We start from the raw sequence: 16,816 nt of genomic DNA on the forward strand, positions 1-16,816 counted from the left end.
CCGCCTCACCCTGAACACCGACACCAGCCCAACGACGGAGGTAGCCACAGACGACCTGATGCAACTTCCCGCCTGATCACCAACGAAGGATCAGAAACGAGTTACACCACTACCAGGGACTTGACCCTTGTCCTTCTTTGAGCGCGAAGAGATTGCGGTGATGGTCGCCGAGGGTAAGGGGGTACGCGAAATCGCCCGCACACTGGATCGCGCGCCGTCGACGATCTCGCGCGAACTGCGCCGCAACGCTGCCACTCGCGGCGGCAAGCTCGAGTACCGGGCATCGGTTGCGCAGTGGAAGTCGGAGATCTTCGCCGCCCGCCCCAAAGAGGCGAAGCTGGTCGGCAACGAGCCCCTGCGCGAGTACGTCCAGGACCGACTGGCCGGCAGGATCACCGACAGTGACGGAGCCCCGGTCGACGGGCCGGAGGAAGCAAAATGGGCGGGCCGCAACAAGCCGCATCGAGGCGATCGCCGGTGGGTCAAGGGCTGGAGCCCCGAGCAGATTAGCAACCGCCTGAAGGTCGACTTCCCAGAAGATGAGTCCATGCGCATCTCCCACGAAGCCATCTACCAGGCGCTTTACATCCAAGGGCGAGGTGCTCTCAAGCGGGAACTCGTGACCTGCCTGCGCACGGGCCGCGCTCTGCGGGTGCCGCGCGAGCGCACCCGTTCGGCCACGTGGGCGCACGTGAACGACAAAGTCCTGATCAGTGAGCGCCCCGCCGAAGCCGAGGACCGGGCCGTGCCCGGGCACTGGGAAGGCGATCTGATCATTGGCCTCAACCGCTCCGCAATCGGCACCCTTGTTGAGCGCACCACGAGGTTCACCATGCTCGTGCATCTGCCCCGCGAGGAGGGCTACGGGCAAACGCCACGAGTGAAGAACGGGCCCGCGTTGTCCGGATACGGCGCCGAGAGCATGTCGCGGGCGCTGGCCAGGACGATCACCGACCTACCCGAGCACCTCCTGCGCTCGTTGACGTGGGACCGCGGCAAAGAGCTGTCGGCGCATGCCCAGTTCACCGTTGAGACCGGTCTGCCGGTGTTCTTTGCCGACCCCCGCAGCCCCTGGCAGCGGGGCTCTAACGAGAACACGAACGGATTGCTGCGCCAGTACTTCCCGAAGGGCACCGACCTCTCCCGCTGGACCGCAGAAGACCTTGCAGCCATCGCACACACCCTCAACACACGGCCACGAAAGACGCTTGGGTGGCGAACTCCCGCCGAAGCCCTTGACGATCATCTACAGTCACTACAAACGTCAAGTGTTGCGACGACCGATTGAATTCACCCAGTACACGGCGATCGCGTTCGGGCAACGTCTGGCCGAAGCCGGCATCGCCGCGTCGATCGGCAGTGTCGGCGACAGTTACGACAATGCGCTGGCCGAGTCGGTCAACGCCGACTACAAGAACGAACTCGTCGACTTCGGGGCACGCTACCGCGGGCTGGCCGAACTGTCCCTGGCAACGGCCGAATGGGTCGCGTTCTACAACCGGGAACGCCCACACAGCTACTGCCAGGACCTGACCCCCGACCACGCTGAGCGACTCCACTACGCTCGAACGAGCTCCCTCAATCCGGAGGCAGCACTCAACAACTGAGCTCTCCGGAAAACCCGGGGTGGATCAGGTCTCGTCCGAACAGGGGTCCTTCAACGCTCTATTTTTCGACGGTCGAATCGGGGACAGCGGGAGCACTCCGGGCATCTGCGCAGGTCACAGACCACTTCGCTGTCCCAAACACGCGAAGCGAGATTCGGGGCACCTCTGACATCTGTGCAGGTCACAGGGAACTTTGCTGTCCCGATCCGAGATTGGGACAGCGATCGGGGACATCGGAGTGTCTACGGTCTGTCGACCACATCAGCATCGGCACCATCACGCCAGTAGCGGCCCGCCAACGCTTCGGAAATGGAGCCCCACCCATCGCCGTCCCATCCGCCGGCCGCGCGCGCTTCGGCCATCGCGGCGACCGGGCCGGGGAGAGTCTCGGCGTCGAGATCCGGCACGCCCATGTCGACGGTGAAGTTCGTGACCTCCGTGCGGTTCCTCTCCGCTTCCGTCTGGCTCGTCCAACTCGCCCGGATACCGCTTTGCCGCAGCCACAGCGTTCGCTCCGCCTGATCGACCTGAGCCCACCACTCCGCCACGGTTTGACCGGTCCCCTCGTACCGCCAGCCGCTCTCCTCCACCGGTGTCTGCTCCAGCTCCGTCTGCCGTGCCGTCAGCGCGGCGATGCGGGCGTCGAGACGTTCGCGCTGCGGCGTCCCCTTTCGGTAGCCCGGCGTGCCGATCAGCTCCACGTCGGTCAACATCTCCCTGACCTCGGCCAATTCGCTCGTCACCTCATTGCCCGTGAACCACACGCGCCGACGACGCTCCATCGGCCCCAACACGCCGAGCACCTTCTCCTCGACCTCCTTGTCGGCCCACTCCAATGACAGGGTTCGGTTGCCACACGGGTCCTTGTACTGGGCGCTGGCGCAGCGGTACCTGGGCCGCCTCCCTTTGCCGCCCTTGAGCCGGTAGCCCGGCCGACCGCACGCTCCGCAGAACAACACCTGCGTGAGCAGGGCAGCACTCCGCGTCGTCGGCTCCTTGCGGTTCTCTCGGCCGGCGAGTTCCTTCCCCACCCGGTCGAACACGGCCTTCGTCAGGATCGGGGCCGCCCGAACGATCGGCGCTCCCGTCTCGTCCACGACGACGGTCTCCGGGCCGAGGACGCGATTGCCTTTGGCATCTCGCAGCGGCTGACCGTCCGCGCCGAGCACCGCGTCCCTGGTGACAACACGGCCCAGCATGGCCGACGAGGTCAACGCACGCTTCAGTGGAGCGCTGTGCCACTGGTACCCATGGACTTTGCGTTTCCGGAGCTGCGCAAAGCGATCCCGCGGAGTCAGAACCTTCCGTGTCGTCAGGTCGTGGGCGATGCTCCTCAGCGACTCATGCGCGAGCACGCGATCGACGACCTCGCGGATAACCTCGACCTGTTCGACATCCTGAACCAGCCGGTGGTGCGCGCCGTCCTTCTCCGGGATGTACCCCCACGGCGGCACGCCGCCTCTCCACCGGCCAGCCGTGATCGTGTGTCGCGACGCCGAGCCGGTTCGCGACCGGATCGCCTCAAGTTCCATCTCCGCGACCTTGGCGACCAACAGGGCGATCACATCGCCGAACGGAGCGTCGAGGTCGAGGAACCTCTCGGTCGCCGACACCAGCTTCACACTGTGCTTCTGCCCCCAAGAGATCAGGTCGGCGAGGTCGGCCAGACGCCTCACCAACCTGTCCATGCGGTAGAACACGATCACGTCGTACCGCTGCGGTGTCGTCAGCCATGCGCCGAGCTTCTTCCGCTCGAAAGGCGGCACGGCGGCCGATACGTCGATGTCGTCGGCGATCCCGACGACGTCATACCCTCGGTCCTGGCACAGCGTTTCGCACGCCTCCAGCTGACGCTCCGGGCTCGTCGTCGCCTCCGTCGCCCGTGACAGACGGATCACGATGAGGGCCCGCCTCTTCATCGCTCCCATGTGTCAGACGCTAGCCAATGGGTGTAAACATTTCTACCTGAGTACGCGATCGGGACGATCGCGGCGGCAGCGTTCGGGGCTCTGCTGTACACGGTGGTCACCGGCGACTCGGTTCTCAGCGCGTTGACCGGGATCGTCGGCAAGGCGCTCAGCACCCCGGCGGGATGAGGGGTGCGTCGGCGGGGCCGTGCTCTGGTCCGCAGGCTCAGCCGGGACGAGGCGGGGATGGTCACCGTCGAGGCCGCGTACGCGATGGCATCGATTTCGGCGTTCCTCCTGGTGGGTGTCGGGGCGGTCGCCGGGGTGTCGGCGCAGATCCGCTGCACCGACGCCGCTCGCGAGGTGGCGCGGCTGACCGCGGCCGGCGACGATTCGGCGCGACGGGTGGGGGCCGCCGCGGCGCCGGCGGGGGCGACGATCGAGGTGGACGGTGACGGCGACCGGGTGGTGGCCAGGGTTTCTGCGGGAGTGCCGCTGCTGCCGATGGTCACCGTGTCGGCGCGGGCCGTCGCCGCCCGAGAACCGGCTGCGCAGGAGTAGTCGGGCGAACGCTTCACGGCGCGGCGCGGCCGCGGGAGTCCTTGGGGAGGAAGGATTCTCGACGGTCACGGGGGCGGCGGTGATCGCCGGGCTCGCGGTCCTGCTGGTGGCGGTGCTGTACGTCGGGGGCGCGGTGGTGGCGCGACATCGGGCGCAGTCGGCGGCCGATCTCGCGGCGCTCGCCGGGGCGGCCGCGGTACTCGGCGACGGTTCGGACGGGTGCGCGGTGGCCCGGGAGTCGGCGGGCAGGCAGGAGGGCGCGCCGCGGGTGCAGCGCTGCGTGGTCGACGGCGACGACGTCCAGGTGCTGGTCGCCGTGACCGTGCGGCTGGGCCGGTTCGGCGTGCGGGAGGCGACGGCGGTCGCGCGGGCCGGGCCGGTGGAGGCGGGGGAGCCGTGAGCGCCCCGGGTCGCTACTCGTGCAGCCGGCCGATCAGCCGCAGCAGCTTGATCGCATGCTCCTTGTCGAGCGGCTCGTTGCCGTTGCCGCACTTGGGGGACTGCACGCACGACGGGCAGCCGGACGTGCAGCCGCAGGACGAGACGGCGACGTCGGTGGCGGTGATCCACTCGGTGAACGCCTCGAAACCGCGATCGGCGAATCCGGCGCCGCCCGGGAAGCCGTCGTAGACGAACACCGTCGGCAGTCCGGTGCCCGGATGCAGGGCGGTGGACAGGCCGCCGATGTCCCAGCGGTCGCAGGTCGCGACCAGGCCGAGCATGCCGATGGCGGCGTGTTCGGCGGCGTGCAGTGCGCCAGGGAACTTGTCGAGGGCGATGCCCGCGTCGATCATCGCCTCCGGGGTGAGCGTGTACATCACCGCGCGGGTCTCCAAGCGGTGTTCGGGCAGGTCGAGCGGCACCGAGTCGAGGATCTCGCCGCTGAGCGCCTTGCGCAGGAATCCGACGACCTGCTCGGTCACCACCACCGAGGCCAGCGCGACGGTGAGCGGGCCGAACTCGCGGCGCTGATGGATCTGCGTGATCGTCACGTCGCTGACCTCGCGCGCGGAGGTGGTCCAGTCCGGCTCCTCCGGGTGCGCCAGGGCCAGACCGTCGTCGAGGTCGAGCTCGTCGACGACGAAGCTCTCGCCCTGGTGCAGATACACCGCACCCGGGTACACCGAGGTCATGGCGCGGGCGGTGTCGACGGTGCCGAGCAGTCGGGAACTGGTGGCGTCGACGATCAGCACCTGGCCGCCGATGCCGCCGCGGATGTCGACGTCGCCGTGCGGGTCCAGACCGGGCGCGGCGTACCAGCCCGCCTTGCGGCGCTTGAGCTTTCCCTCCGCGGTCAGCTCGGCCACCACCTGCTCGGCCGAGAACGCCTGCACCTCGGCCTCGGTGAGCGGGAACTCGGTGGCCGCGCACAGGATGTGCGGGCGCAGCACGAACGGATTGGTGGGGTCGGTGACGGTGGCCTCCACCGCACGCTCGAGCAGCGCTTCGGGGTGGTGGACGAGGTAGGTGTCGAGGGGGTCGTCGCGGGCCACCATCACCACCACCGAACCCTCGCCGCGACGCCCCGCGCGGCCGGCCTGCTGCCAGAACGAGGCGACCGTGCCGGGATAGCCGGCCACCACGACCGCGTCGAGGCCCGAGATGTCGACGCCGAGCTCGAGGGCGTTGGTGGTGGCCACCCCGAGCAGCTTGCCGTCGGTGATCGCCTGCTCGAGCCGGCGGCGGTCGTCGGCCAGATATCCGGCGCGGTAGGCGGCGACGCGGTCGACCAGTTCGGGCGCGACCTCGGCGAGGATCGCCCTGGCGCGCACCGCGGTCACCTCCACGCCGCGGCGGCTGCGGACGAAGCACAGCGTGCGGGCGCCCTCGATGACGAAGTCGGCCAGCAGGCGGGCCGCCTCTGAACCGGCCGAGCGGCGCACGGGGGCGTCGTTCTCGCCGGTCGCGTCGTCGAGGAAGCCCGGCTCCCACATGGCGACGGTCCGCTCACCGTGCGGGGAGGCGTCGTCGGTGACGGCGACGACGTGCTCGCCGATCAGCCGCGATAAGGCCTGCGCCGGGTTGGAGACGGTGGCGCTGGCGCCGATGACGACCGGCTCGGCACCGTATTTGCGGGCGATCCGCAGCGTTCGCTGCAGCACCAGTGCGGTGTGCGAGCCGAAGACGCCGCGATAGTGGTGGCACTCGTCGACGACGATGTAGCGCAGTTTCGCGAAGAACGCCCGCCACCGCGGGTGGGTGGAGGTGATCCCGATCTGCAGCATGTCGGGATTGGTGAAGATCCACCGCGAATGCATGCGCGCCCACTGACGCAGCTCGGAGTCGGTGTCGCCGTCGTACGAGCAGGGCTGCAGGTGCGCGAACTCGGGTCGGCCGGCGATCAACTGGGCGATGGACCGCAGCTGATCGGTGCCCAGCGCCTTGGTCGGCGACAGGTACAGGGCCGTCGAGTTCGGGTCGGAGGCGAAGGTGGTGAGCACCGGCAGCTGGTAGGCCAGCGACTTTCCCGAGGCGGTGCCGGTGCAGATGCACACGTGCTGACCGGCGGCCGCGAGCGAGGCCGCCTCGGCCTGGTGGCGCCACGGCTGCCGGAGCCCGCGGTCGACGAAGGCGTCGCGCACGGCCGGATGCACCCAGTTCGGCCAGTCGGTGAACTCGGCCGAGCGGGCGTCGATCACGGCCATGTGCGTGAGCGGACTCGCGTCGTCGGGCACCCCGGCGAGGGTGCGACCGAGCAGCTCGCTGCCGTAACTGAGCTGCCCCATCGTGTTTCGTCCCTCGCGGTGCGCAGAGTTGGTATCTGAACCACCCATCGTACGCAGGGACTTTGGGCCCGATTCGGCGTGTCGGGACACGACCTGCCGCATGAGGGTGTCATTGCGGCGCTGAACGTGCTTAGCTTATAAGCGGTCGCAGGCTCCGTGTCCTACGGAGTTCGTTGCGACCGGTGTACTGCAGTTTGTTCCATCGCCTCCCGGCGAGGTTCGTTGAAGTACGGCGGTCGAAACAGGCCACCGTCGCGGCTCCGCCGCGCCGGGTATGCAATGCAATGTAAAGGAATGCAGTAAATGGCACAGGGAACTGTGAAGTGGTTCAACGCGGAGAAGGGCTTCGGATTCATCGCGCCTGACGACGGCGACGCCGATGTTTTCGTCCACTACTCCGAGATCCAGGGCAACGGCTTCCGCACCCTGGAAGAGGACCAGCGCGTGGAGTTCGAGGTCGGTCAGGGTACCAAGGGCCCGCAGGCCACCGGCGTTCACGCTCTCTAAGTCTCCACTGAGCCCGGCAGGGTTCGACTAAAGACTTCCCGGACTCCCGGACCGCGTCAGCGGCCGGGAGTCCGGCCTTTCTGCGTCTGGGCGGTGTCGCCCGACAACCCCCGCTCCGCGTCCTGCGGGCCAGGGCGGCGAGCTCACCTGCGCACCGTAGGATGGTGACGTGAGCCAGATGTCGCTGTTCTCTGCCGAGATCGAGGATCCATTCATCGCGGACCTCGCCGGACTGCTTGCGGCACAAGGTCAGTCGGTGCACACGAGTTGGGGTGCCCGGGTCTCGGTGGTCGTCGCCGATCAGTGGCGGGCAGAGGCGATCTGCCAGGAGATCCGCGAGGCGGGCCTGGAGGCCGAGATCATCGAGTCCGAAGACGGACATCCGCTCGCTCGTACCGAGGCCAACCCGCGGATCACCGCGCTGCACCGCGCCTGGACCGCCGGCGCGGTGAAGGCGGTGCCCGAAGGCTGGACGCCGACCCCGCACGCCCTGCGGCTGTGGACGCTGGCCGCGGGCCGCCCCGACGGCGCGCACTACGTCCTCGGCCTGGATCCGACCGCGCCCGACACCCACGCGCCGCTGGCGACGTCGTTGATGCGGATGGGCATCGCACCCACGCTGGTCGGCCTCCGCGGCGCCGGGCACGCCTTGCGGATCTCCAGCCGCAAGCGGATCACCCGGCTCACCGAGACCGTCGGCCTGGCGCCGGAAGGCGCCCCCGCCGGGGTGTGGCCGGGGGCCTGATCAGCGCCGAAGGGGCCTGCTCGATCGGCCGGTGTCCGCTGTTCGCCCGATGATCGCGCATCCGCGCGGGGACTAACGTCCCACGGGAACTATCTGAGGTGACGTGCAGAAGACGCGTTATATAAGGTACAACGGCATCGAGTAGCGATTCTCTGAACGAAGGGCACCCGTGGCCGCCACCGACAACGCATCCCCAGCCGTCCGGCGACTCGTCATCGTGGAGTCGCCGACGAAAGCACGCAAGATCGCGGGCTATCTCGGCGGGAACTACGTTGTCGAGTCGTCTCGCGGGCACATCCGCGACCTTCCGCGCGGCGCGGCCGACGTGCCGGCCAAGTACAAGGGCCAGCCGTGGGCGCGGCTCGGCGTCAACGTCGACGACGGCTTCGAGCCCCTCTACGTCGTCTCGGCCGACAAGAAGTCGACGGTCACCGAGCTGAAGTCGCTCATGCGCGACGTCGACGAGCTCTACCTCGCCACGGACGGTGACCGCGAGGGGGAGGCCATCGCCTGGCACCTCCTGGAGACGCTCAAGCCGAAGATCCCGGTCAAGCGGATGGTCTTCCACGAGATCACCGAATCGGCCATCCGCGCGGCCGCCGAGAACCCGCGCGACCTCGACATCGACATGGTCGACGCGCAGGAGACCCGCCGCATCCTCGACCGCCTCTACGGCTACGAGGTGTCGCCGGTCCTGTGGAAGAAGGTGATGCCGAAGCTCTCGGCCGGCCGCGTGCAGTCGGTCGCCACCCGCATCATCGTCGAACGCGAACGCGAGCGGATGGCGTTCGTCTCCGCCGACTACTGGGACATCGCCGCCACCCTCGACGCCGGCGCCGACGCCTCACCGCGCACCTTCGCCTCCCGACTGGTGAACATCGGCGACGACCGCGTCGCCACCGGCCGCGACTTCGGACCCGACGGCAGATTGAAGAAGGCCGCCGGGATCACCGTCCTCGACCAGGCCCGCGCCACCGCGCTGGCCGCCGGCCTCGAAGGCGCCGCCCTCACCGTCACCTCGGTGGAGGAGAAGCCGTACACGCGCCGCCCGTACGCGCCGTTCATGACCTCGACGCTGCAGCAGGAGGCCGGCCGCAAGCTGCGCTTCTCGTCCGACCGCACCATGCGCATCGCGCAGCGGCTGTACGAGAACGGCTACATCACCTACATGCGTACCGACTCCACGACGCTGTCGGAGTCGGCGATCAACGCCGCGCGCTCACAGGCCCGCCAGCTGTACGGCGACGACTACGTGCACCCGACCCCGCGCCAGTACACCCGCAAGGTGAAGAACGCGCAGGAGGCGCACGAGGCGATCCGACCCGCAGGCGACACCTTCCGCACCCCCGGCCAGGTGGCCTCGGCGCTCGACACCGACGAGTTCCGGCTCTACGAGCTGATCTGGCAGCGGACCGTCGCCTCCCAGATGGCCGATGCGCGCGGCACCACCATGAGCCTGCGGATCGGCGGCCAGGCGGCGACCGGCGAACAGGTCACCTTCGCCTCATCGGGCCGTACCATCACCTTCCCCGGCTTCCTGTCGGCATACGTCGAGACCGTCGACGCGCTCGCGGGCGGTCAGGCCGACGACGCCGAGAACCGGCTGCCCAACCTGCGTGAAGGGCAGGCGCTGACCGCGGCGTCGTTGACCGCCGACGGACACTCCACCAACCCGCCCGCCCGCTACACCGAGGCGTCGCTGGTCAAGGTCCTGGAGGAGCTCGGCATCGGTCGCCCGTCGACCTACGCCTCGATCATCGGCACCATTCAGGACCGCGGGTACGTGGTGAAGAAGGGCAGCGCGCTGGTCCCGTCGTGGATCGCGTTCGCCGTGATCGGGCTGCTGGAGAGCTACTTCAACAGCCTGGTCGACTACGACTTCACCGCGTCGCTGGAAGACGACCTCGACCAGATCGCCTCCGGTCACGCCGACCGCACCCGCTGGCTCAGCGAGTTCTACTTCGGCGCCGACGAGGGGCAGCAGGACGAGGACGACGACGCCGCGGGCGCGATGGCGCGGGTGGGCGGGCTCAAGAAGCTCGTCGGCGTCAACCTGGAGGGCATCGACGCCCGACAGGTGAATTCCATCAAGCTCTTCGACGACGCCGAAGGTCGCCCGGTCTTCGTGCGCGTCGGGCGCTACGGGCCCTACCTGGAACGCAATGTCGCCGGCCCGGACGCCGAGCCCGACCTGAAGCGCGCCAACCTCCCGTCCGACATGACGCCCGACGAACTGACCCTCGAAGTCGCCGAGAAGCTGTTCGAGACCCCGCAGGAGGGGCGCATCCTGGGTGTCGACCCGATCAGCGGCAATCAGATCGTCGCCAAGGAAGGCCGCTTCGGTCCGTACGTGACCGAGATCCTGCCGGCTGAGGACGAGGACGGCGACGAGGATCCCGGTGCCTCGGCGCCGGTGCCGACCATCCCGGCGGGCCCGACCCCGCGCGACGGCGGGGCGACGGTGAGCCCGGCCGGCGACGACGTGGTGGCCCTCGATGAGGTCCCGGCGGGCGGCGTGGCCACGGCGACGTCGACCACCACCGCGAAGAGGGCGGCGAAGAAGGCGGCGAAGAAGGTCGCGAAGAAGGCCGGTCCCAAGCCGCGGACGGGTTCGCTGTTCAAGGGCATGGAGATCTCGACGGTCACCCTCGAGGACGCGCTGAAGCTGCTGTCGCTGCCGCGCGTGGTGGGCGTGGACCCGGAGAGCAACGAGGAGATCACCGCGCAGAACGGCCGCTACGGCCCGTACCTGAAGAAGGGCACCGACTCGCGGTCGCTGACCAGCGAGGATCAGCTGTTCACGGTGACGCTCGACGAGGCGCTCAAGATCTACTCCGAGCCCAAGCGACGGGGGCGCGCGGCCGCGGCGCCGCCGCTGCGCGAACTCGGCACCGACACCGTCAGCGAGAAGCCGATGGTGATCAAGGACGGCCGATTCGGTCCCTACGTGACCGACGGCGAGACCAACGCGAGCCTGCGCAAGGGCGACGAGGTCGCCACCATCACCGACGAGCGCGCGATGGAACTGCTCGCTGATCGTCGGGCCCGGGGGCCGGCCAAGAAGGCCGCGAAGAAGACGGCCAAGAAGACCGCTGCCAAGAAGACCGCTGCCAAGAAGACCACTGCAAAGAAGACCACGGCTGCCAAGAAGACCGCGGCTAAGAAGACGACGGCGGCGAAGAAGACCACCGCGGCCAAGAAGACCACGGCGGCCAAGAAGACGACGGCGGCCAAGAAGACTGCGGCTAAGAAGACCGCGGCCAAGAAGGCTGCGCCGACGACCGAGGACTGACCCCGGCGGTTCCCGCGGACAGCGGCCCGTCCGGTTCGGCGCACTGCCGAACCGGACGGGCCGAACCGTTTCGGGGTCAGTGCTCGTCGTCGAACGGCGTGCTGGGTTCGGCGACGTCGATGTCGGGCCGGGCCAGGAGCGTCTCGATTCCCCGACCTCGCAGTTCGACGCCCTCGCCGATGTGCCAGTGGGCGGCCTCGTCGGGACCGGCGAGGAACACCGCGCGCGCCGACCCCAGCACACGGGTCGGTTCGTCCTTGGCCAGTTCGGTCAGGCGCGCCGCCTCGTTGACCGGGTCGCCGATCACCGTGTACTCGAGTCGCTGCTCGGAGCCGATGTGGCCGGCGACGGCCTTGCCCGCCGAGACGCCGATGCCCATGTCGACATCGCCCAACCGCCGTGACAGCTCGACTCGCAGGTCGCGTGCGGCGGCCAGCGCGGCACCGGCGAAGTCGTCCTGGTCGAGCGGTGCGCCGAAGATCGCCAGGGCGGCGTCGCCCTGGAACTTGTTGACGAAACCGCCGTGGCGGCCCACCACCTCGACGACGACCTCGAAGAAGTCGTTCAGGAGCTCGACCACTTCGCGCGGCGGCCGGTTGACCGCGAGGCGGGTGGAGCCGACGATGTCGACGAAGAGCACGCCGACGTACCGCTCCTCGCCGCCCAGCTCGGTGCCGGTCTCGATGGCGCGTCGGGCGACGTCCTCGCCCACGTAGCGGCCGAACAGGTTGCGCAGTTCCTGTCGTTCGCGCAGGTCGGCGACCATGTCGTTGAAACCGGCCTGCAGCAGGCCGACGTCGTTGCCGTCGTAGATCTTGACGGCCACGTTCAGGTTGCCCGCCCGCACCTGGTTGAGTGCGACGCGCATCTGCTTGACCGGGTCGGTGATCGAGCGGACCAGCCGGCTGATCGCGAGCAGACCGAAGACCAGGGCGGCGGCGGCCATCCACAGGATGGGGCGCTGCAGTCCCTCGGCGTCGGTGTCGATCACCTGGGTGCGCTGCAGAATGATCAGCGCCGCGATCACCATCATCGGAACCGCGACGGTGATCACCCAGAAGACCGTGATCCGGGTGGCGATGCCGGGTGCATTGGAGTTGTCGGGATCGTTGGCCATCGCCGCGATGGTGATCGGGCGCAGGACCTTCTCGGCCTGCATGAAGCTGAGCGCACCGGTCACCAGCGCGCCGATGAGGCTGGCGATGATGACGATGACGAAGTCCTTCATCGACGCGCGCAGGTTGATGAAGGCCAGCAGCACACCGCCGATGCCCCACAGCGTCAGGTTCACCCCGGTCAGCAGGGTCGGCAGGTTGAGTGCGCGTTTGCGGGCGGCGGCGTCGTCGAGCCGGGTGCGGCGGCGATGCCAGATCAGCACCGGCATGCTCAAGTGAATCGTCAGGTAGATGCCGACCAGGACGGCCACCACCAGATACAGCCCGAAGGCCGCTTGGTTCTGGGCGTTGAACTGGCTGATCGAGATCGAGTCGACCTGCGGCATCCCGAATCGGAGGAAGGCGAACGTGAACAGGGCGCCGATCAGGTTGGCGCGAAGCATATCGAGGGCGAGGACGGGCCAGGGGGTGTGTACCAGCCAGCGCAGGGTGTGCGCCGCCCTCGACAGACCGGACCGTCGTTTGACCATGTCATCCAAGGTAGCGGGCTGCTTGCAATTGTTAAACAGACTTGAGGATAGGAGTCTGCGTCAGCAGGGCTTTAGGCTGGCTCATGTGACAAATGTCTTCGCCAGGATGATCGGCCAGCAGACGTTGATCGACGACCTGACCTCGGCCGCGACCGCCGCGCGTGCAGTGGCCGCGCAGCTCGGTCGCACAGACCACGACGCCGGGCTCTTCGACGGCACTCCCGCCGACACCGGCGGCGGCGACCGCGCCTCCATGACGCACGCCTGGCTGTTCACCGGCCCGCCCGGCAGCGGTCGATCGGTGGCGGCGACGTGCTTCGCTGCCGCACTGCAGTGCCAGTCGCCCGACGAGATCGGGTGCGGGCAATGCCGTGCCTGCACCACCGTGCTCGCCGGAACGCACGGCGATGTGCGGCACATCGTGCCCGAAGGTCTGACGATCTCGGTCGCCCAGATCCGCAGCATCGTGCAGCTCGCCGCGCGCCGTCCGACCACCGGACGCTGGCAGATCGTGGTGGTCGAGGACGCCGATCGGCTCACCGAGCAGGGCGCAAACGCTCTGCTGAAGGCCGTGGAGGAGCCGCCGGAGCGGACCATCTTCCTGCTCTGCGCGCCGTCGGTGGCGCCGGAGGACATCGCCATCACGCTGCGGTCGCGGTGCCGACACGTCGGGCTGACGGCACCGGCCGCCGCCGACATCGCTCGAGTGCTGATCGACCGTGACGGCATCGAGCGCGACCGCGCCGAGTGGGCCGCCTCGGTGGCCGGCGGTCACGTCGGGCGGGCGAAGCGGTTGGCCACCGACGCCGCGGCCCGGGAGCAGCGCGATCAGGCGCTCGGACTGGCACGCGCGGCGACCCGCGACTCGACCGCCTACGCCGCCGCGGAGAAGCTCGTCGCGACTGCGACCGAGGCCGCCGCCGCGATCAGCGCCGTACGAGATGCCGCCGAGACCGAAGAGCTCATGACGGCGCTGGGCGCGGGCGGCACCGGCAAGGGGACCGCGCGTCCGCCGCGAGGCACCGCCGGAGTGATCAAGGATCTGGAACGGCGCCAGAAGTCCCGGCGCACCCGACTGATGCGCGACGTCCTCGACCGCGCGCTCGTCGATCTGGCGGCGCTGTTCCGCGACGCGCTGGCATTGTCGATGCACGCCCGAGTCACCCTGATGCACCCGGACAAGGCCGCGGATCTGACCGGACCGATGGCCCGCCACGCGACGTCCGAGGAGCTCCTGGGATGCATCGAAGCGGTCCTCGAATGCCGGGACGCACTGGAGCGGAACGTCAAACCGAAGTTCGCTGTCGACGCGATGGTGGTGCGGTTGAACCGCCGACTGGTCCATCGCTGACATCACCCGAACATCCGAATACCGGCCGGTCTCGGCGTGGCCGCGTCCTCGTGTTCTCCGGTCCGGAGAACTTTTTGCGACGTCCTCACCTGCGGATTCGCCCGATGCCGCGCCGGATGGAGTTGGTGCGGCGCGCGCGAGCGCGTGGAATGGGTTCCATGCTCAGTGGGAAGAACTCGGATGACCGAGTCGGCCGGAGCGGACAGATGTTGTCACGATTGGCGATGGCGTCCGCGCTCTACTACGTGATCGCGGTGCTGTATCACGGCACCGTCGGCTCCAGCGGATTCGACGTGCTGGTTCAGCCGATGGTGGGCACCGCGGTGTTCGCAGGCATCATCTTCCTTCCGCTCGCTGCGGGATGGCTGTTGATGCGAACGGTCGCTGACGCGGGGGACGCGTAGCGGTCAGTTGGAGGAGTCCGCGGAATCGGGCTCCTCGGCGGACTCGGCCAGTGGGTCGTCGCCGCCGGCGCCTTCCAACACCGTCAACTCATTGTCGATCGCGGCGGAAACGGCTTCGGCTTTCGCCTTGATCTTGTCGATGAACTCAGACATGGGAGTCTCCTGAGACGGTGTGGAAGTTGCCTCAACTATAGGTCTGGGAGTCAGACCGAGGAGTGAGGGAGTCGTACTCTTTCGTTATTGAGCAGACGAAGGGGTCCGATGGCAGAGAATGGCACTTTTGCGGCGGCGTGCTGGGTCTTCGTCGGAGGCGCAGCGGGGACCGCGGTCCGCTGGGCGGCCGAGCAGATGTGGCCTGCGGGCGACGGCCAGTGGCCGTGGGGGACGTTCGCAGTGAACCTTGCCGGGGCTTTCGTTCTGGGCGCGCTATTAGAGGGGTTAGCGCGTCTGGGGCGCGACGCCGGGTGGCGTCGTCGGACCAGGCTTGCGGTGGGCACGGGTTTTTGCGGAGCCCTGACCACCTATAGCGCGTTCGCGTTGGAGATCAGCCTGTTGGGTCGAAGTGAGCATTTCGGACTGGCAGTGGCCTACGCGATCGTGAGTGTGGCGGCCGGCGTGCTGCTTGCATCGACGGGGATGCAAGCAGCACGCCGGCTGCTGCCGTCTCCGGACGCTGCGGCATGACCCTGCTGCTGACCGTCCTGGCCGGTGCCGGCGGCGCCGTGGCGCGCTACCTGGTCGACGACTTCAGCCGCCGCCGATGGCCGACGGCGTTCCCCGGTCCCACCTTCGTCATCAACGTGACGGGGTCGTTGCTGATCGGCGTCATCGCAGGCCTGGTGATGTTCGCCGGCGCCGACCACGACTGGCTGACCGTGATCGGCACCGGCTTCTGCGGCGGCTACACCACGTTCTCCACCGCAATGATCGAAACCCTCCGCGCCGGACGGCGCGGCGTCGGATACGCCGCGCTCACCCTCGCCGGATCGGTGGCGGCGTGCGCCGTCGGGCTGTGGTTGGGCTGGCTGATGTGACCGGCGCTCGCCCCGGGCGCTATGCCTGAGCGGCCGCCGACAGCTGCGGGGCCACGCGGTCGGCCACCAGGGCCAGGTGGTCGAGGTCGGCGAGATCCAAGACCTGCAGGTAGATGCGCTGCGCGCCGACCTCGCGGTACCGTTCGATCGCCTCGACCACTTCGGTGACGGTGCCCGCCGCGCCGTTTGCGCGGAGCTCGGCCGGCTCGCGCCCGATCCGGCCGGCGCGGGCGGTGAACTCGGCCTCGGTGCTGCCGCAGCACAGGACCAGTGCGGCCGACCGCACGATCTCGGCGGAGTCGCGCCCGATCGTCTCGCACGCGGCGTCCACCCGGCGGTACATGTCGGCGACCTTCTCGGTCGGCGCGAACGGCACGTTGAACTCGTCGGCGAACTTCGCGGCCAGCTTCGGCGTCCGCACCGGCCCGCCGCCGCCGATGATGATCGGCGGTCGCGGCGACTGGACCGGCTTGGGCAGTCCCGGCGAGTTCTCGATGCTCAGGTGCCTGCCGGCGTAGTCGAAGGTCTGCCCGTCCGGGGTGGCCCACAGCCCGGTGACGATGTCGAGGGTCTCCTCCAAGCGGTCGAATCGCTCACCCAACGGCGGGAACGGGATCCCGTAGGCTGCGTGCTCTTCGGCGAACCAGCCCGCGCCGAGGCCGAAGTCGACCCGGCCGCCGCTCATCTGATCCACCTGCGCCGCCTGGATGGCGAGCTGGCCCGGATGGCGGAAGGTGGCCGAGGTGACCAGGGTGCCGAGGCGGATCCGCGAGGTCGCGGTGGCCAGCGCCGCAAGCGTGAGCCAGGCGTCGGTGGGGCCGGGCCGACCGTCGACGTTCATCGCGAGGTAGTGGTCGGAGCGGAAGAAGGCGTCGAAGCCGAGATCTTCGGTCGCCCGGGCCACCCGAAGCAGGTCGTCGTACGTGGCGCCTTGCTGGGGTTCGGTGAAGATGCGCAGTTCCATGGCTCCATCATCGCTGAAATGCGGCGAATCGGTGCGGTGGCCGCCGTGGGGGTCTCCCGCGCCGGTGTCGCAG

Annotated in this window: 15 protein-coding genes and 2 pseudogenes; 12 read left to right on the forward strand and 5 right to left on the reverse strand. The window is 68.8% G+C overall.

The features are described 5' to 3' along the window. Window positions 1–127 precede the first annotated feature (127 nt). Together AAFO60_RS18260 and AAFO60_RS18265 are read left to right on the forward strand one after the other, a co-directional pair. Window positions 128–1,288: pseudogene (locus AAFO60_RS18260) on the forward strand (IS30 family transposase); the annotation flags it as partial. Next, window positions 1,269–1,607, forward strand: coding sequence for an integrase core domain-containing protein (locus tag AAFO60_RS18265; RefSeq protein WP_432211727.1), 339 nt, complete (start codon window positions 1,269–1,271; stop codon window positions 1,605–1,607). The pseudogene AAFO60_RS18260 and the gene AAFO60_RS18265, both read left to right, overlap by 20 nt. Before the next feature lie 242 nt (window positions 1,608–1,849). On the opposite strand, the gene AAFO60_RS18270 is transcribed toward AAFO60_RS18265, so the two are convergent. Beyond that, window positions 1,850–3,535, reverse strand: a complete 1,686-nt coding sequence (locus AAFO60_RS18270) for a recombinase family protein (protein WP_347957667.1) — start codon at window positions 3,533–3,535, stop codon at window positions 1,850–1,852. A 39-nt stretch (window positions 3,536–3,574) separates the two neighbouring features. Between AAFO60_RS18270 and AAFO60_RS18275 the strand changes: the two are divergent. The 3 genes and pseudogenes from AAFO60_RS18275 to AAFO60_RS18285 all read left to right on the forward strand — a co-directional run. Next, window positions 3,575–3,703, forward strand: a pseudogene (locus AAFO60_RS18275) (DUF4244 domain-containing protein); the annotation flags it as partial. A gap of 57 nt (window positions 3,704–3,760) precedes the next feature. Continuing rightward, complete coding sequence (locus AAFO60_RS18280) at window positions 3,761–4,075, forward strand: TadE family type IV pilus minor pilin (protein ID WP_347957668.1); 315 nt, start codon at window positions 3,761–3,763, stop codon at window positions 4,073–4,075. Continuing rightward, the gene (locus AAFO60_RS18285; RefSeq protein WP_347957731.1) at window positions 4,062–4,475 is read left to right on the forward strand and encodes an Rv3654c family TadE-like protein; all 414 of its coding nucleotides are present in this window, start codon (window positions 4,062–4,064) and stop codon (window positions 4,473–4,475) included. Before AAFO60_RS18280 ends, AAFO60_RS18285 begins: the two co-directional genes overlap by 14 nt. Before the next feature lie 13 nt (window positions 4,476–4,488). Here the strand turns inward: AAFO60_RS18285 and AAFO60_RS18290 are convergent, their stop codons facing one another. Further along, on the reverse strand, window positions 4,489–6,801 hold the full coding sequence (locus tag AAFO60_RS18290) for a DEAD/DEAH box helicase (RefSeq protein WP_347957669.1): 2,313 nt from the start codon (window positions 6,799–6,801) through the stop codon (window positions 4,489–4,491). Window positions 6,802–7,104: 303 nt separating this feature from the next. On the opposite strand from AAFO60_RS18290, the gene AAFO60_RS18295 reads away from it, so the two are divergent. From AAFO60_RS18295 to topA, 3 genes are all read left to right on the forward strand, one after another. Next, window positions 7,105–7,308 carry a cold-shock protein gene (locus AAFO60_RS18295; RefSeq protein ID WP_009679429.1) on the forward strand — a complete coding sequence of 68 codons (204 nt, stop codon included), beginning with the start codon at window positions 7,105–7,107 and terminating at the stop codon, window positions 7,306–7,308. A gap of 169 nt (window positions 7,309–7,477) precedes the next feature. Continuing rightward, window positions 7,478–8,053, forward strand: a complete 576-nt coding sequence (locus AAFO60_RS18300) for a hypothetical protein (RefSeq protein WP_347957670.1) — start codon at window positions 7,478–7,480, stop codon at window positions 8,051–8,053. A 169-nt stretch (window positions 8,054–8,222) separates the two neighbouring features. Then, a complete protein-coding gene (gene topA, locus AAFO60_RS18305; protein ID WP_347957671.1) occupies window positions 8,223–11,345 on the forward strand; it encodes a type I DNA topoisomerase in 3,123 nt (1,040 codons plus the stop codon). Between the two features lie 76 nt (window positions 11,346–11,421). Here topA and AAFO60_RS18310 read toward each other — a convergent pair whose 3' ends face one another. Beyond that, window positions 11,422–12,990: an adenylate/guanylate cyclase domain-containing protein gene (locus AAFO60_RS18310; RefSeq protein ID WP_347957672.1), complete on the reverse strand. Its 1,569-nt coding sequence runs from the start codon at window positions 12,988–12,990 to the stop codon at window positions 11,422–11,424. An 85-nt stretch (window positions 12,991–13,075) separates the two neighbouring features. Between AAFO60_RS18310 and AAFO60_RS18315 the strand changes: the two genes are divergently transcribed. Further along, window positions 13,076–14,341: a DNA polymerase III subunit delta' gene (locus AAFO60_RS18315; RefSeq protein WP_347957673.1), complete on the forward strand. Its 1,266-nt coding sequence runs from the start codon at window positions 13,076–13,078 to the stop codon at window positions 14,339–14,341. 206 nt (window positions 14,342–14,547) lie between these two features. After that, a complete protein-coding gene (locus AAFO60_RS18320) occupies window positions 14,548–14,745 on the forward strand; it encodes a hypothetical protein (protein WP_347957674.1) in 198 nt (65 codons plus the stop codon). 3 nt (window positions 14,746–14,748) lie between these two features. Here the strand turns inward: AAFO60_RS18320 and AAFO60_RS18325 are convergent, their stop codons facing one another. Continuing rightward, entirely contained in the window at window positions 14,749–14,898 is a 150-nt protein-coding gene (locus AAFO60_RS18325) for a hypothetical protein (protein WP_347957675.1), read from the reverse strand. A 108-nt stretch (window positions 14,899–15,006) separates the two neighbouring features. Between AAFO60_RS18325 and AAFO60_RS18330 the strand changes: the two genes are divergently transcribed. Both AAFO60_RS18330 and AAFO60_RS18335 read left to right on the forward strand, forming a co-directional pair. Further along, window positions 15,007–15,429, forward strand: coding sequence for a fluoride efflux transporter FluC (locus tag AAFO60_RS18330; RefSeq protein WP_347957676.1), 423 nt, complete (start codon window positions 15,007–15,009; stop codon window positions 15,427–15,429). After that, complete coding sequence (locus AAFO60_RS18335; protein WP_347957677.1) at window positions 15,426–15,779, forward strand: fluoride efflux transporter FluC; 354 nt, start codon at window positions 15,426–15,428, stop codon at window positions 15,777–15,779. The genes AAFO60_RS18330 and AAFO60_RS18335 overlap by 4 nt, the downstream gene beginning before the upstream one ends. 19 nt (window positions 15,780–15,798) lie before the next feature. On the opposite strand, the gene AAFO60_RS18340 is transcribed toward AAFO60_RS18335, so the two are convergent. Further along, window positions 15,799–16,743 (reverse strand): LLM class F420-dependent oxidoreductase, encoded by a 945-nt coding sequence (locus tag AAFO60_RS18340; RefSeq protein WP_347957678.1) that lies wholly within the window; start codon window positions 16,741–16,743, stop codon window positions 15,799–15,801. Between the last annotated feature and the right edge of the window lie 73 nt (window positions 16,744–16,816).

The organism is Gordonia aichiensis (assembly GCF_039946255.1).
Classification (GTDB): domain Bacteria; phylum Actinomycetota; class Actinomycetes; order Mycobacteriales; family Mycobacteriaceae; genus Gordonia; species Gordonia aichiensis_A.

Excerpts from the sequence above, each read along its gene's own strand:
- AAFO60_RS18270 (WP_347957667.1), bottom strand. The coding sequence starts at position 3,535 with ATGGGAGCGATGAAGAGGCGGGCCCTCATCGTGATCCGTCTGTCACGG.
- AAFO60_RS18280 (WP_347957668.1), top strand. The coding sequence starts at position 3,761 with ATGGTCACCGTCGAGGCCGCGTACGCGATGGCATCGATTTCGGCGTTC.
- AAFO60_RS18290 (WP_347957669.1), bottom strand. The coding sequence starts at position 6,801 with ATGGGGCAGCTCAGTTACGGCAGCGAGCTGCTCGGTCGCACCCTCGCC.
- AAFO60_RS18295 (WP_009679429.1), top strand. The coding sequence starts at position 7,105 with ATGGCACAGGGAACTGTGAAGTGGTTCAACGCGGAGAAGGGCTTCGGA.
- AAFO60_RS18310 (WP_347957672.1), bottom strand. The coding sequence starts at position 12,990 with ATGGTCAAACGACGGTCCGGTCTGTCGAGGGCGGCGCACACCCTGCGC.
- AAFO60_RS18320 (WP_347957674.1), top strand. The coding sequence starts at position 14,548 with ATGTTGTCACGATTGGCGATGGCGTCCGCGCTCTACTACGTGATCGCG.
- AAFO60_RS18325 (WP_347957675.1), bottom strand. The coding sequence starts at position 14,898 with ATGTCTGAGTTCATCGACAAGATCAAGGCGAAAGCCGAAGCCGTTTCC.
- AAFO60_RS18330 (WP_347957676.1), top strand. The coding sequence starts at position 15,007 with ATGGCAGAGAATGGCACTTTTGCGGCGGCGTGCTGGGTCTTCGTCGGA.
- AAFO60_RS18335 (WP_347957677.1), top strand. The coding sequence starts at position 15,426 with ATGACCCTGCTGCTGACCGTCCTGGCCGGTGCCGGCGGCGCCGTGGCG.
- AAFO60_RS18340 (WP_347957678.1), bottom strand. The coding sequence starts at position 16,743 with ATGGAACTGCGCATCTTCACCGAACCCCAGCAAGGCGCCACGTACGAC.